At 64.1% G+C, this 14,687-nt stretch carries 13 protein-coding genes and 1 riboswitch; of the genes, 2 read left to right on the plus strand and 11 right to left on the minus strand.

The features are described 5' to 3' along the window. Nucleotides 1-70: 70 nt before the first annotated feature. From MKK82_RS19555 to MKK82_RS19590, 8 genes are all read right to left on the minus strand, one after another. Entirely contained in the window at nt 71-1,138 is a 1,068-nt protein-coding gene (locus tag MKK82_RS19555; protein ID WP_243986494.1) for an ABC transporter substrate-binding protein, read from the minus strand. 25 nt (nt 1,139-1,163) lie between these two features. Further along, a complete protein-coding gene (locus MKK82_RS19560) occupies nt 1,164-3,281 on the minus strand; it encodes a TonB-dependent siderophore receptor (RefSeq protein ID WP_409566829.1) in 2,118 nt (705 codons plus the stop codon). 196 nt (nt 3,282-3,477) lie between these two features. Then, nucleotides 3,478-3,686: riboswitch (cobalamin riboswitch) on the minus strand. A gap of 320 nt (nt 3,687-4,006) precedes the next feature. Then, a complete protein-coding gene (locus tag MKK82_RS19565; RefSeq protein ID WP_243986495.1) occupies nt 4,007-4,222 on the minus strand; it encodes a ribbon-helix-helix protein, CopG family in 216 nt (71 codons plus the stop codon). A 3-nt stretch (nt 4,223-4,225) separates the two neighbouring features. After that, a complete protein-coding gene (locus MKK82_RS19570; protein ID WP_243986496.1) occupies nt 4,226-4,528 on the minus strand; it encodes a hypothetical protein in 303 nt (100 codons plus the stop codon). 1,602 nt (nt 4,529-6,130) lie between these two features. Beyond that, nucleotides 6,131-8,620: a DUF5906 domain-containing protein gene (locus MKK82_RS19580; RefSeq protein ID WP_243986497.1), complete on the minus strand. Its 2,490-nt coding sequence runs from the start codon at nt 8,618-8,620 to the stop codon at nt 6,131-6,133. 381 nt (nt 8,621-9,001) lie between these two features. Beyond that, the gene (locus tag MKK82_RS19585; RefSeq protein WP_243986498.1) at nt 9,002-9,178 is read right to left on the minus strand and encodes a helix-turn-helix transcriptional regulator; all 177 of its coding nucleotides are present in this window, start codon (nt 9,176-9,178) and stop codon (nt 9,002-9,004) included. 123 nt (nt 9,179-9,301) lie between these two features. Then, nucleotides 9,302-9,556, minus strand: coding sequence for a helix-turn-helix transcriptional regulator (locus MKK82_RS34445; RefSeq protein ID WP_409566830.1), 255 nt, complete (start codon nt 9,554-9,556; stop codon nt 9,302-9,304). A 155-nt stretch (nt 9,557-9,711) separates the two neighbouring features. Next, nucleotides 9,712-10,923 carry a tyrosine-type recombinase/integrase gene (locus MKK82_RS19590; RefSeq protein WP_243986500.1) on the minus strand — a complete coding sequence of 404 codons (1,212 nt, stop codon included), beginning with the start codon at nt 10,921-10,923 and terminating at the stop codon, nt 9,712-9,714. A 678-nt stretch (nt 10,924-11,601) separates the two neighbouring features. On the opposite strand from MKK82_RS19590, the gene MKK82_RS19595 reads away from it, so the two are divergent. Then, nucleotides 11,602-11,829 carry a hypothetical protein gene (locus tag MKK82_RS19595; RefSeq protein WP_238286571.1) on the plus strand — a complete coding sequence of 76 codons (228 nt, stop codon included), beginning with the start codon at nt 11,602-11,604 and terminating at the stop codon, nt 11,827-11,829. A 469-nt stretch (nt 11,830-12,298) separates the two neighbouring features. Here the strand turns inward: MKK82_RS19595 and MKK82_RS19600 are convergent, their stop codons facing one another. Both MKK82_RS19600 and MKK82_RS19605 read right to left on the minus strand, forming a co-directional pair. Next, nucleotides 12,299-12,583: a hypothetical protein gene (locus tag MKK82_RS19600; RefSeq protein WP_238286573.1), complete on the minus strand. Its 285-nt coding sequence runs from the start codon at nt 12,581-12,583 to the stop codon at nt 12,299-12,301. 465 nt (nt 12,584-13,048) lie between these two features. Next, nucleotides 13,049-13,231 carry a hypothetical protein gene (locus MKK82_RS19605; RefSeq protein WP_238286575.1) on the minus strand — a complete coding sequence of 61 codons (183 nt, stop codon included), beginning with the start codon at nt 13,229-13,231 and terminating at the stop codon, nt 13,049-13,051. 462 nt (nt 13,232-13,693) lie between these two features. Between MKK82_RS19605 and MKK82_RS19610 the strand changes: the two genes are divergently transcribed. Then, nucleotides 13,694-13,978 carry a hypothetical protein gene (locus tag MKK82_RS19610; RefSeq protein ID WP_238286577.1) on the plus strand — a complete coding sequence of 95 codons (285 nt, stop codon included), beginning with the start codon at nt 13,694-13,696 and terminating at the stop codon, nt 13,976-13,978. A gap of 574 nt (nt 13,979-14,552) precedes the next feature. Here MKK82_RS19610 and MKK82_RS19615 read toward each other — a convergent pair. Beyond that, on the minus strand, nt 14,553-14,687 hold a 135-nt coding region (locus MKK82_RS19615), incomplete at its 5' end, for a sugar transferase (RefSeq protein WP_243986516.1).

The raw sequence follows: 14,687 nt of genomic DNA on the forward strand, positions 1-14,687 counted from the left end.
AGCGTCGCGGCCGAGACCAGCACCGCGAGCGGCAGCGAGAGCGAGCTGAGGGCAGGCCCCAGGGCTCCCTTCACTGCCCGAGCCCGATCTTTCGTAGATCGTCGGCGAGGGCGACGATGCCGTCGGTCACGCCTAGACCAGGCCGGGTCGCAGCCGCTTCCATGACGATGATACGCCCCTGGCGCACAGCCCTCAGGTGGCTCGCGACCGGGTCGGTCCGCAGGAAGGTCAGCTTGGCCTCTACGTCGTCGGCGGGGAACATGCGCCGATCCATTCGCACCACCACGATGACCTCGGGGTCGAGGGCGGCGATGCGCTCCCAGCTGACGAGCGGCCACTCCTCGTCAGCCGTGACCGCGTTGCGGGCGCCGACCTTGCCGAGGATGTAGGCCGGGACGCCCTTGCTCCCCGCCACGAAGGCGTCACCCGTCAGGGTACGGCTTGAGAACCAGACCACGACCGGCAAGTCTCGCTCGGATTGCACGCGTGCCGAGGCGGCCGCCGTGTCCTCGCGCGCCTTCAGGTCGTCGGCCAGGACCTCCGCCCGCTCAACCACGTCGAAGATGCGCCCGAACTCGCGGATGTTGCGATAGACAAGCTCGGTGCTGAAGGGCTGCGCGCGCACGCCATCTCCGGGAGCGCTATTGTCCTTGCCGACGCAATCTGCGGGAGCGACGTAGACCGGCACACCGAGGGCGGTGAACTGCTCGCGCCGGGCGACGGAGCCGTGAGGACCGATGTGCCACGCGAACATCGCCGTAACGAGGTCGGGGTCCTGGCCGAGCACCGCCTCGAAGCTCGGATTGTTTTCGGCGAGGCGCTTCACCGTCACGTTCGCGGTCTCGAAGCCCTTGGCAACCGGCCCGAACCACACCGCGGTGCCGACGACGCGGTCGGCGAGGCCGAGCGCGAAGAGGAACTCGGTCTGAGTTTGGCCGATAGAGACCACGCGGCGGGGCGCCCAGGCGAAGGTCAGACGGGCCCCGCAGTTCTCGATGGTTAGTGGGTAGCGCGTCGGCTCCGCGCCCGCGGCCGACACAGCGGCCAGGAGTGCCAGTCCCGCGATACCTGAGTGCAGCCCGGGCAAGGCATGTCCTGGCACGCTCCGCTCGATCGCCGCGGCAGCGAGGTGTCTCATCCGGCGTCCGCGTCGCATCAGACCCTCAGAACCGCACGAGCAGGCTGCCGGTGAAGCGACGTGGCGAGCCGGTGTCGACCCGGAATTGGCTTACCGAGCCGGTATAATAGACGGTGTCGAACACGTTCTCGACGTTGAACCCGAAGCGAAAGTTGTCGGTCTTGTAGTAGACCAGCGCGTCGGCGACGACATAGGGCGGCAGCTTGAAGCCGGAATTCGCGGCATCTCCCGCCCGTTCGCCGGCCGCGCGCACACCGCCGCCGATGCCTAGCCCGCGCAGTAGGCCGCCCTGCACCTCGTAAACGGCCAGCATCGTGCCGCTGTGCTCGGGGATGTTGAGCAGCGGAGCACCGACCGGCAGGACGTTGTCTTTGGTGATGAATGCGTCGGTGAAGGTGTAGCCGCCGATAACCTTCAGCTCCGGCGTGAGCTGGCCGGCCGCGGTGAATTCGAACCCCTGGCTGCGCACGCCACCTGCGGCGATTTGAAAGCCGCTGTTGCTGGGGTCGGCTGTGAGCACGTTCTGGCGGTCGATCCGGAACGCCGCCGCTGTCAGGACGAGCGCGCCGCCGAACGGCTCGACCTTGACGCCACCCTCGTAGCCCAGCCCAGTCTCGGGCGCGAAAGGCCGCGACTGGGCACCAAGCCCGGCATCGGTGCCGATGTTGGGCCGGAAGCTGGTGCTGACGTTGGTGTAAAGCGAGACCTCCGGGATCGGCTGGTAGACGAGCCCCGCCCTGGGCGATGCGGCGGCTCGCGTGTCCTCGGCATTGATCCCCGTGACGCGCTGCCGGAAGAAGCGCTCGAACACGTCGAAGCGCACGCCAGCGAGCGCCTTCCACTGAGGGGCAAGGTCGACGAGATCCTGGGCGTAGAACCCGGTATCGGACACGCTCTCCAGGGTGTTGGAGGCCCGCGTCAGCGGTGGCAGGGGCTGGCCATAGCGCGGCGCGTAGATGTCGATTGCGTAGGGGTACGCGTTGAAGTTCGAGCGCAGGTAGAGCTGACGGTTGTCGAAGTTCTCGTGATCGAAGCCGAACAGGACGGTGTGACCGATATCGCCGGTCCGGAAGCGGCCGACGATCTCGGCCTGCCCGATGGCCGTGTCGTAGCTGTAGTCGCGGTAGTTCCGGTCGCGAAGCACCGTGCGGTTGTCGGATAGGAGGCCACGCCCCTCGGCGCTCTCGCCCTTAAGCGTGCCGGTGTTGAACTGCGCAGCGAGCCGCATCTGCCAGTCGGCGTCGAAGCGGTGGTCGAGGCGCACCGGCAGTACCTCATCGCTCTGACGGGTTAGTTGCCTGGGCTCGCCGAGGAAGCGAGTGACCGGCACGAAACCGAGCTGCTTGTTCACCGCGACCACACCGCGGTCGACGATGACGTTGTTGCGCGTGACTGAGGTCTCGACCGTCAGCCTGGTGTCGGGGGTGATCTGCCAGCTCAGGACCGGCGCCACGAACAGCCGGTCGGAGCCGACAAAGTCGCGGTAGCTGTTCTCGCGGCCGGCCGCGAAGTTGAAGCGGTAGAGCAGCGTCCCCTCGTCGTTGAGTGCGCCGCCTGCGTCGACGGTCCCGCGGAACTGCTCGAACGAGCCCCACAGGCCGCCCATCTCGACGAAGCGGGTGGTGGTGGGCTGCTTGGTGATGATGTTGACGAGGCCGCCTGGATCGCTTCGTCCGAACAGGGCTCCGCCGGCGCCCCTGAGAACCTCGATGCGCTCGATATTCTGCGTGTCTATGAGTGGTGGCGGCCCGCCGCGGTTGGCGGCCAAGCCGTTGCGGTAGATCTCGGCGGTGGTTACGCCGCGGATGGCGTAGGCGAAGGTGCCAAGCCCGCCGAAATTGTTGGTCTGCGTGAGGCCGGGGACATAGTCGAATGCGCGGTCGACGCGGGTCGCGTTGATATCCGTGATGAGTTCACGCGGTACGACGGTGACCACCTGAGGGACGTCGCGCTGAGGTGTGTTCGTCTTGGTAGCGCTGACCGCCCGGTCAGATCGGAAGCCCGGGGTCGGCCCGATCAAGCTGATGGCATCAACGGAGCGGCCGAGAACGTCGCCATCGATCGGGCTACCAGCTCCTCCCTCTACCGAGAGCGTTTCCAGCGTGATTGATCTGTCCTGCGCCAGTGCCGGCGTACCCAGCACCGCGAGCGCTAATATGCCGGTGCTGATGAAGATGCGTCTCGGGCGACGGCACCTTAGGTGCGTGGTAGTAGACGAACGCGTTGCCACTTGGCGAGCCCCACCGCTTGCCGGGGCCGCGTGTCGATGGAGCGCGAGCGCGACAGAAGGCGAGGTTTGCCCGTGTCGACCAGCGACCCACCGGACACCCCGCCCGCGAGACGAAAACCACCGCCGAGGCAGGTCTCCTGGCTCGCGGGTCAACACCTCTGCCTGGCCTTCCCGGTGCGAGGCACCAGTGACCGTCGTCGGCAGCGGCTCGCCGCTCACAGTTGCGGGGGCAGCGCCGGCATCGCCCGTCAGGGCCTACCGGCTTCCCTCTTAGCTCACGATCACAGGAACGTGAGAACCTTGGCGGCCGCACACTCGCTGTCGGTAGCCGATGGGTCAATGGCCACGAAACATTTGGTAACATCTTAGTTCACAGTGTTGCCGGTCAATCACACAACAGGAATGCTGGCCTACTAAAGCCGACCTGTGCTCCAGCGCGTTCTGCCTTTCTCCGCCCTAAAAATTCCAGCGACACGTCAGGCCTCTCAGGCATGCACGCCGCGACCAAAGCCTATTCCTTCTGGGCCAGGGCGGAATAGAGGTGCAGCACCAAGGGGGCGACACCTTCGCCCCGACGACGCCGCAATCAAGATCGGATTGCAGTCTCCAGAAGCTTGAGGTGTGCAGCTTTGTAGGGGTTAGTTGAGCCTATTGAGGCCCTTTTCGATGATCCGATCCAGGATCTGATCCCGGGTCAAGTTTATCTGCCGGACCTCCCGCCGCTTCGCGTCAATCCATTCTCTAATATACTTCTCCATTAGCTGATCGCGGCTAAGGCCCAACTGCCGGGCGCGAGCTTCGAGACGCTCGAGGAGGAACTCATCAATCTCGTGGGGGACCGCGACCTTGTCCATCGCTCAAGCCTTGTTCTGTTTGATATGCCGAGGCAGGGCGCGGGCAATATAGCTTACCGGATCAACACCGTTAAAGTTTTTCATAGCTCTCGTCTTGTGCAGCAAACCTCGCTCTGGATTAATCGTGATCTGCATCTTGTCAGTTATTGTGATGTTGAAAGCATCGAGTTCTTCAGTGTTCTCAAGCATAAATTTCGCACCTGAAATTAACGACCATGTTTCCGCTGCGGCGTTCTCATAATGTAAAATTTGTATTTCGGCCGCGCATTTTTGACACGGCAGACGATCGGAAAATGCTCTTTTCATCGAGCACGATTGGTGCTCAATAAGCCTTCGTTTTTTCTATTGTACGAAACGTACCTTCTACGGGCCGACGCAGATTAGCTAACCGCCGGCGAGTTACTCTTGCTTTTCACCTTATGACCTCGAACCTTGTAAGCGTGCGGCTCATCGCCATCGGTGATTAGGTGGTTCCCCGAGGCGGGGCGATGCCGGCTTTGCTGAGGCCAGCCGCCAGGTAGCGGAGGCTGGTAGCCCCGGTCGCGTGCATCTCGGCAATGATGGGGGCGAGGTCGGCGGCTCGCCTGTGGGCCTCGAACTCCTGGGAGAGGGTGGCACCCCGGTCGCCCCCTAGCTTCACACCGCGCACTTTGGCCACCGCGAGCACGGCCTTGGTGCCGCCAAGGTCGCGCGCCGCTCCTCATCCGCGACCAGAGCCATGATCCCCACCGGGAGCCGGTTGACATGCGGGTCGTCGGTGGCGACGAACTCGATGCCGGCCTTCTCCAAGCCCAGCAGGAGTGAGCGTCACGGCTGAGCCGGTCGAACTTCGCGATGAGGAGCTTGGCTCCGTAGACCCAACACGCCTGGATCGCGCGCTGGAGCCGAGGCCGGTTCGTGTCGGACTTACCGCTCTCGATCTCGGTGAACTCGGCCACCACAGACTACGACCCGCCGTTCAGGTAGTCGGTGACCGCCCGCTGCTGCGCCTCCAGCCCGAGGCCAGAACGACCCTGCTTTTGAGTGGAGACCCGAAGGTAGACCACGAACCTACCTAGCGCCATGGACCAAACCTCTGTCACGGACCGATCGACGCTCGTTGATTGGTCCGTGACAGAGATGGCAGAGCTTGGCCGCAATGGCCAACCAAATATTTACATGAATAACTAAGATAAATTGTTTGACACTGAGAAGCTTAAGGGGGAGTGGGTACTTTTTTTAGCGGAAAAGCGTGGCTTACTCAATACTATCTGTCATTTATAATTCCGGGAATTTCGGGATTTACTTGCATGACAACAAGGAAGCGAGGTAGTCTCGGAACCCTGGTACGGTGAAACTCCCACCACCAGGGAGGTGGGGCCCGACTGCCTGGGCGTAGAGGTGCGCCCACTTCCGCACCTGGTCCGGGTCATCGGTCTCGGTCTCGAAGTCGCGCTGGAGGCTGAGCTGCCAGGTTGTGAGGGGGTCGAGCTGTTCTCCGCGGCGGGCCGCAATCCAGCTGAGGACCTGGTCCACGCGGTAATAGACCGGCCGCCCCGGTGCAGGCCGGAACCAGGTGGAAGGCATCTCGGCCGGACAGATACCGCGGCACTTCCAAGTCGCCCACAGGCCGCGGTCCAGGCGGAGGGCGGCGGTCAGGGAGCCGGTGGAGATCGGCGACCACGCGAACTGGCCCGGGAAGGCCACCTCGGAGGCCTGCGGTAGCCGGTTCAAGGCGGCGGGGGGCTTAATGATAGTAGCGCCCTCCGAAATCGCAGATCGCAGATCGCAGTACATTTTAAATTCTCCGGACGTTATTCTTATCTTTATGAGGTCCAGAGCACTTGCCGCCCTGGCCCTCCTTCCTGGTGATGAGGCAGCGCAGACATCAGATCCTTTTCTGAATGTACTGCGATCTGCGATGTGCGATTAGGCGTGGGCTTTCCGGGCCGCCTCCTCCATCATCTTCCTGAGCCGGGTCTCGTTGAAGTCGGCCACGATCTGCTCGGTGACCGGACGGGTAGCCTCAGCCTTCAGCTCCTCACGGGTCGCAGTGCGCCAGTGGGCGGTGTTGCGGATGGCCCAGGGGTAAAGCCGCTTCCCGCCACCAATGACCAGCTCCAGGTGATCCTCACCATCCACATTCACCTTGCGCGCGCCGAGATCCTGCATCGCCCGAGCAACCTTCTTCGGGCTCAGCCGCTCCAGGTTGTCCGCCCAGGTCGAGGTCTTGAGGGCGTGGATCACCTCCGGCACCGACATCACATCCCGGTGGAAGGGGATGCCGCCGGCCTGGATCAGCTCAGCCAGCATCTGCGCGACGGGTGTGCGGCTCTCCTCCGTTGCCACCTCCTTCGCCTTCGTCATGGGCGGAGCCCCCTTGGCGTTGAAGCCGTTCAGCGAGAGGGTGCGCAGGTACTCGGCGAAGGCCGCCACCGTGCCATCGTCTTGGTCCAGCTGGTCGTGGAGCCGCTTGAAGAAGGTCCGGTTGGCCTTCTTCTCCTCCTCCGTCTCGGGGGTCTCGGGGGTGGCGCAGACGAACCAGCGGCGGTCACCGCGGGGCAGAACGATCGGGGCAGCGTCGTTCGACGCCAGGAACATGCCGCGCGGTGTCCGGCCCCGAAAGCGGCGCACGTTCTTGTCCTCCGCGTAGAAGAACTCCGCCGTCAGCAACTCCTTCGTCTTCTCGAACACCTCCAGGCGCTCACCGTGGTGGGCCTCCTCGATCATCAGCACCTGCGCGTCCACCAGGCGAGCCGTCCACTGCTGGCCCAGCTCGACGCCCTCGATCTTGCGCGCGTTCTTGTCGCCAAACATGGTCGCGACGATCCGGTGCAGGGTGCCCTTGCCGGTGCCGAAACCACCCGTGACGATGATGCCGTGCTCGATCTTCTCGCCGGGGTACTGGATCAGGTGCGCCAGGTACTGGGTCACGTGCTCACGCGAGCGCGTGTCCGGGAGGAACCGTGCGAAGAAATCCAGGATCAGCTGGTAGTCACCAGCCGCCGGGATCACGCCGCCGCGCTGCCAGAGGTTCACTGAGAAAGTGCCGTCCGGCTCGGGCAGGATGAGCTGCGCCACTCCGGCCCGGTAGTCCCGGTGCATCACCTTCGGCATGGTCGGGGACAGCATCAGGGCGCTGTGCGGGGCGTTCCCGATCTTGGACTTCACGCTGTCGCCGAACTCCTCCGGGTCCAGCTTCTCGCCACTGGCGAGGTGCAGGTAGCTACGGCCCTTCACCACAAACACCGCGCCCTGCTGGATGGCGACCATGGCGCGGCCCTGGTTGGCCAACGCCAGCGGGGTGCGGATGGCGGCCCGGAAGGGGCAGCTCGCGCAGCCCTCGAAGGGCGGGGAGGTGGCGTCGCCATCTGCCACGGTGCTGCACCAGGTCGGCCCGGTCGCGGCCTCCAGTGCCTGATCGATCTTCTTCTCGGTCTCCTCGAAGGCGTAGTCGGGGTGGCGCTTGGACATCTCGTGGACCCAGCGGCGACCGTTCACGGTGCGGGCCACGACACCGACCATCTTGTACCACCAGGGCTCGATCAGCTTCTCCTGCAATGCATCGCAGTGCTGGATGAAGGCACAGCCGGCCAGGACGGGGGCGAACTCGTCGGGCTTGGCCCTGCCAGAGGCCAGGTGCGCCTTCGTCGCCTCCGCGCGGATCATCTCCGCGACGGTGCCCTTACCGGCGCCGGGGACGCCACGCGACGCCATGGCGAGGTCCGGCGCCAGCATCTCGGCCAGCTCGACCCGGTCGTACCGCTCACCCTGGTGGATGAGGGTCACCGGCTTGGGGTGCTGAGCCGTCTTGTGGTTCAGCGAGCCCGGCGCCTTGCAGACACGGGTCAGATCGGCGGTGCCGTCCAGGACGTAGCCGTTGGCCTTGAACGTGTCGCGCAGGCGCTTCTGGAGGGCCTTGGACAGCATCTTCTCCGCCGCCCGTTCCTCCGGGGTGAGGATCATGGCCGGGTTGGCGTAGAGCCAGTGCGGGTGACAACCGCCACCCGTGTGGATCAGGAGCGTCGGCGGGGGCAGCTTGGCCTCCGCGATGAGCTTCAGGGCCTCGTTGGCGTCGGCCGGCAGCTCGGCCGCCCGGGTCGAGTGCGGGCCCTCGCGGGTGTCGATGTCGGCGAACAGGCCACCGACGAAGATGATGCCCGCCTCCTTCCCGCGCTCGCGGGCTGCCGGCGCCTTCTCCTGGAGGCCCCGGCAGACATAGACATCACCGCGCACGCGCAGCTCGTCGTGCTTCGCGGCAGCGCCCTCCAGGTCGGTCACGGGGAACGTATAGGTCTCGCTCTCGGTCTTGCTGAGCTTGAGCCACATCGTGATGAAGCCCGCCTCAGCACCCTGGAAAAATTCGTTGAGGAAGCCCTTGGTATCGTTGCTTTCGAGGGTCGGAATGGTCATATTCATGGCTGTAGTCGTCCTATGAAATTCTGTTGAAGTGCTATCCGGGGTCAGGTGTTGGTCGCACCTGACCCCTTTTGTTTGTATGGTTATTTCTTCGTCTGTGGCCGCTTTTTCAGCTTTGGGTAAGGCGTAGTTGCCGGTACGGCAGGCTGATCGGCGCCGACTATGCAGTATTCTTTGGAGAACGGCTCACGGTTTACGCAGTGAGGCACTCTGGAACCATCACCATCACTATGCTCGTGCATCTCTCCACAGAGCGGGCAGCCGACCACTACGAAGGTGTACGTTCCGCGTCTAGCTTTGCGACGTTGGATCACCGGGGCCATGGGCTCCACAACGTCCCCTTCGGGGGTGTGATGAACCATTTCTCCGATGATGAATGGCTCACGCGGCGACATCGGTGCGGCCCTCCAAGATCTTGGCCTCGACATCCGAGGTTCGGACGAGCATCCGGCCGCCAATCCGGACGATCGGGAAGTGTCGAGCGATGGTGTTGCGGTTGACGCCCAGACGCAGAGCCGCCTTCGCGACGCTGATGAGCGTCTCGTTTGGACTGTTCATGATGTAGACCCGTTGATCTTCGCTAGTATCCAGACTAGCAGATTATTAGATAGGAACACCCGCACCATTCACAATAGGCATGAAGTTCAGCGGCTTCCTATCGTTCAACAAGATCAGGAAGTACTAGCAGTCACACTCGGACATCTTGTCGACACGGCTCTCTAGCCAAGCGTGTAGGTCGGCGTGGCGCACGCCGATCAGGCGGTCGCTTAGGCGGACGACGCGCGGCCCGCGGCCGGCCTCACGCAACCGACGCATGGTGCGGACGGACATGCGCGCTACGGCGCACGCCTCAGCGAGACGCAGGACCTTGTAGTCAGGGGAGGGTGGTGGCTCCAGCACTGTATGCCTCCGCAGGAGCGCGACGAACGCCGGCACAGCGTTCGACAATAGGGCTCATCCGCAGAGGGCTGACCGAGGATGTCGCTACGAGCGCATCCCTGGTGGGGTGGTGCCAGTGGTGACTTAGCTATTCGGTACGAAACGTACAAGGCCGCTGGGTGCTGAGAAGCGACCTGGGCAGCCGCAAGCGGTCAGAGAGAGCAGTCCGTTTGAGCCTCTAATAAGGCCAGGACATGGGCACCCCAAGCATCAAGAGCGGCTCTCTTCTCTGCAGCGTATGCCGCCCGATTGTAGATACCGGCCACGCCCGCCTTATGACCCGAGATATGATTGAGTATCGCCTCAACAATGTGCGGTTGAATGTTCAGCTTATCGGCCATTGTCGTAGCTGTCGTTCTTCGGAGATCATGGAGACGCCATGCGACTTCGATCCCGGCACGCTCGTCCAGCTCGCGTTTCGCCTTAGAAAAACCAGAGAAGCCACCGCCACGAACACCGAAGACGTGGTCTCGCCCATCACGCATTGGCACGGCGGCGAGGATTTTCAACGCGGCAACCGACAGAGGCACGTCATGGGGCCGACCATTCTTGGTTCGCTCCCCAGGCAGTCGCCAGAGCGCAGCCTGAAGGTCCAATTCGGGCCACCGCATCGCAGCCACTTCCTCTCGCCGCTGGCCGGTCAACAAGAGCAGCCGGACAATTGGGCCGAAGGCATCACCGTCCGCGGCTCGCCAGACCGCTACCAGCTCGCCTTCGGTCAGCACGCGGTCCCGCGCAGTCTCTGAGGCATGTTTGTTCGACCCCACGACCGGGTTCAGCTCCACCAGTCCCTCGCCGACCGCCCATGCAAAAAAGGCTGAGAGAGCGGCGCGAGCGCGGTTCGACGCAAACGGGCCGGAACGCTCTGCGATCTCGCCCAACAACGCTGCTACCTGGGCCCGGCGGATGTCTGCCAGCGGCAGGCTGTGCAACCGCTTGGCGTGTACGTCGAGGTAGCGCCGGGTATCGCGGAAGCTTGACGGCCTAAGACGCGCTTCCTGTCTCGTTAGGTAGCGTACCAGGACATTGCCAAAGGTGACGGCCGCACGAGCCTTAGACGCCTCGCGCTCGGCATGGTGGTCGACCCCGAGCATTGCGGTCGCCATCCGATCAGCGGCAGCCTTGCGGGCGTCGGCGAGCGGCACGGACGCGAGCGATCCGAGCGTGATGATCCGAGAGGCGCCTCCTTTGCGAGGCGGCCGGACGATCCAGGCAGCGTTGCCAGAATGTCGCAGGCGCAGCCCAAGGCCGACAGTCTCGCTATCCCATACCACGCGCTCGCTCTGCCCTTCGGCGACGCACAGCGTGGGGATGAGCGCCTTCGTTAGGCGGACCAAGTTCTCAGTTGCAGCGCGGCGGGGCATGGCGTCTGGGGTGCAATAGGGGTGCAGAGAACGCTAGCACACGCTTCCGCTAGTGGCATCAGCTGGCTCCACCTGACCGCATAATAAATGTGGTCTCGAAAAATATTCTATATAATGCAGTATGTTACCGAAGTGATCCCTGGGCCTTTAGCGGACAGTAGTGGACAGGGGCGGCACTATCTCGCTTTCTCTTAATCAGCGGGTCCTAGGTTCGAACCCTAGTGCGCCCACCAAGACTTAGTCCCTCCGTACCTCGTGACGGGCTGACGGCTTACAAACGACCAGCCAGCTGATCGGGATCGCAGAACGGCCGTTGGTCCGTGGGCGACGATTTCTCGACGGCCTCCGGACATCCTACGTTCCACGCGCTTCAGGGCCGCTTTGGTCCCGCCTGCGGGTCGACGTGCGCCGACCGGCGCGGAGATGTCGGGGACGATGGCGGACGATCCGCGCCGGACCCGCCAGCTGTCTTAAATCTGATCCGTCGCGGAAGGCCGGCAGTTCCGGCTGAGAGACATGACCACTCTGTTGCCGGATGGGCGTATCAGGCTGTGCGTGCGCAGACACTGCTTAGCGACCCGATCCATTCGCCGGACGTTGTCGGACGAGACGTGCCCCTTGGGAAGGAGAACGATGTCGGCTCGGCGAACGATGATGCGATGGTCGGCGTGCAGCCTGTTGATGCTCGCGGCCTGCGGCAGTGCTCACGCGCTCGAAGTGCCTGCCGTCGCCGCCGGGACGCATTTTGCCCGCGCGCCCGTGGAGCGCGCCGGGACCGTCACGCTCGGAACGCTCAGCGTGAAGCCCCTGGGTGTCGATCTGCGCTGGGATCCGCGCGTCTGCATCGGGTGCGACCGCAACAACGGGCCGGCGCGGGAGCGGATCGCGCGTCACCGGCACCGGTGAGATATGTCCGGCCACCGCGCGCATTCCCCCATCTGACCATACCCGCGGCCGGTAAGCCTTTCGCGCTGCCGACCGCCGGGATCATCGAGATCGCAGCGGTATTCCCTATCGCGTGCGGGCAACGCTCCGGCGGTTCGGCGAGGGAGAGCGCCCGCCGCGCACCAAACCCGCCATTCCGCGATGGCAGTCACCGCACCACGATGGCAGACCTTGCGGGATACCCTGTCTCACGTCCGGCGGGCGCCACCGGACCACGCGCGGCCATCAGGAGCGAGCCATGCACAAGGCATTTCGGTTTGTACGGACGTGGTTCCTGATCTCGCTTCCCGTCGGCTTGTTCATCGGAAAATTCATCCGCGCCGGAAAGGGATCTGCGTCGCGCGACGAGCCTCGCCGGTAGCAGAACGGAGCCCCACAATTCTACCGGCCGCAATGTGGCCGGTTCGAGCGGCCGGCGCGAATGATTGTCCTAAGCGGTAGGCTCGGTGGGTTCGACGCTGGTGTGTAGGGCGCCACCGTCCGACATTTCAGTTCGGTCGAGCCTGCCCCCGTTCGTGGACCCCGAGCTATCGGCCGCTCGCTTGCCGTGCGGGTTGGTCTCGCTGCGCTGCGCGCGGGCGAGATCCCGATGGGTCGGGATAACCCGCCACGGAGCCGCGGGTGCGCCCAGACGCAGAGCGGTCGGCGTGCGCGTCAGCCAGAGGGCCAGAAGTGCCCAGGGAACGATGAAGACGAGGAAGGCGGTCAGACCCATGGCGATGCTCCTGCTGGAAGCCGTATATGGAGAAACACCGGGGATGCCGGCTGGATCCTCAGCGTCCCCGCCCGGTCCCAGCCGCTTGACACTTGTTCGAACCCGGCGCCGATCAAGGCGAGCCGAGGGTATCCGCCGTAGTCCGCTCAGCCCCGCGCGACCACCGGTGGCGGGCTGGCCCTCTTCCAAGACCGCGTGCTTCAGGCGAAGGACCGCAGGGTAAACAAATCGTTCACCACTTGTGCGCAATTGCACGGAACGCAGTGATCCTTCAGCGAGACGACCGCGTTCTCCAGGTGCACCCATCGGAGACGCGCAGTCATGCTGATCCTCAACCCGCTTACCGGGCAGATGGTCGAGGTACGTGTCCCGCGACCGGGTCCCAGAACCGCGTAGGTCCGGCCCTATCGGCGCCACCTCCGGACCGGTACACGCGCGCCGGCGCACCTACTCTGCTGCATTGCTTCATGTTTCTTCGCTGATCGACGCATCAGTTTCCGAAAGCAGCGCGATCGACTTGTCGAGAACCGGCAACAGTCGTGCAAATATTGGCAGAGTGAGGGTGTAATGCTGCGCAGTGGATTGCTCCGGCTGCTCGGCTTCCCGCTGCCAATCATCGTGCCGTGGTGGTTCTTCGGCGCGTTTCACTGACCGTCCAGGAACTCGCGCGCGGCGCGCCGATCGCCCGCAATCCTGACGTATCATGATCGCTTCTCCCGCAAGGGAGGAGCGATCATTCGTGCCGGAGAAAGCTTTCGGGACGCTCGCACTGCTCCGATCGAGCAGCGTACACTCGTGTCCGGCCCGCCAATCGTGTCGGTCAAGCTCAGTCGAAATGTCGATTCTCTATTGGCGCCGCGAAGCCGATGCGGGGATCTCGCCGTCCAGTGACGATGCGAAGATCTCTCGACCCTGGGACCTGCAGGCTCGGCTCCAAGGAGCCAGATCGTCGCGGATACCGTTCAGCCGAAGAATCTAACGTCCGCGCCGCTGACGCCGGTGCTTCGTGACACTACATCAGCACCTGCGCGCCGAATGCTGAACGTATTGTGGAAACGTCAAGCTTTCGTGCGATCTTGAATACGCCTTCGGCACTGGGAACTGACGATCATGTCCTGGTCAGTCGTGATCATCGCCGTCTTTGTTGCCGGGTTCGTCGAGTTCTGGCGCCTGTGTCGCACGGCACCACTCATGATCGACGAAGGTCTGGAACCTGTGGCTCTGGAACGCGATGCGCTTGAGAGACCGCGCGAACAGGGCGATCTGTGCGAGGATCCGTGTGACGCCGGCGTCGCGCTCGGTTCAGAGACGCTTGTCCCCCATCTCACGACGGCGCTGAACGTGGCTGGCGACCCGACACCACAGACGGTCCGGAAGCCAGTAGAGGCGCGGTAACAGCATGAGACCGGCCACCGCCCATAGGAACAGGTAGGCTGCGGTATTCAGCACCAGACCCGGGGGCGTATCGACCTCGGCACAATCGTACCAAAGTGGGTCGGAACCCCCGTTCGGATCACCCTCTTCCAAAGTCAGGATCCTCTCCGCCGCCGTCAACGAACGCGACACCCGATCTTAGCAAATCATTTACCACCCGCACTGTCACGCCATGGCACAGGGCCGTGCACCGGGTCGTCGACGCGCAAACTACCGGTACGGCGAACGAGGGTGTCGAAGCGGAACTGACCTGCTCTGACGACTGACTCAGAAATGAGCACCGACCGCCCGAAAGGTGGCCTTCGGGTCGCCCCAGAAGATGGCGCGGGCTCAAGCCGAGGGCACCGCCGACGGTTGCGGGCGGCGCAGGCATGTCGGAACACCATCCTCGACGCGCGTTGACGGCGAGGCATCGAGCCGATCCACCCCAGACTCGATGCCGGCTGAACAGCGGGAGGGCGGGTGATCTGTCGATCCGTAAGGCCGAGGCCGGTTCACCGGATCGCGCCGCATGCTGTCGCGGCGCGACCCCGGCTCAGCGGCTTCCGCGCTGGGCGAGGACGGCGGGGATTGTGCGCAGGAGGATGGCGAGATCCCGGCGCAGGCTCCAGCGGGTGGCGTAGTCGAGGTCGAGGGCGACGCGCTCGGCGTAGGTGGTGTCGGAGCGGCC

Origin of the sequence: Methylobacterium sp. E-046, from assembly GCF_022829625.1 — a bacterium.
Taxonomy (GTDB): Bacteria; Pseudomonadota; Alphaproteobacteria; order Rhizobiales; family Beijerinckiaceae; genus Methylobacterium; species Methylobacterium longum.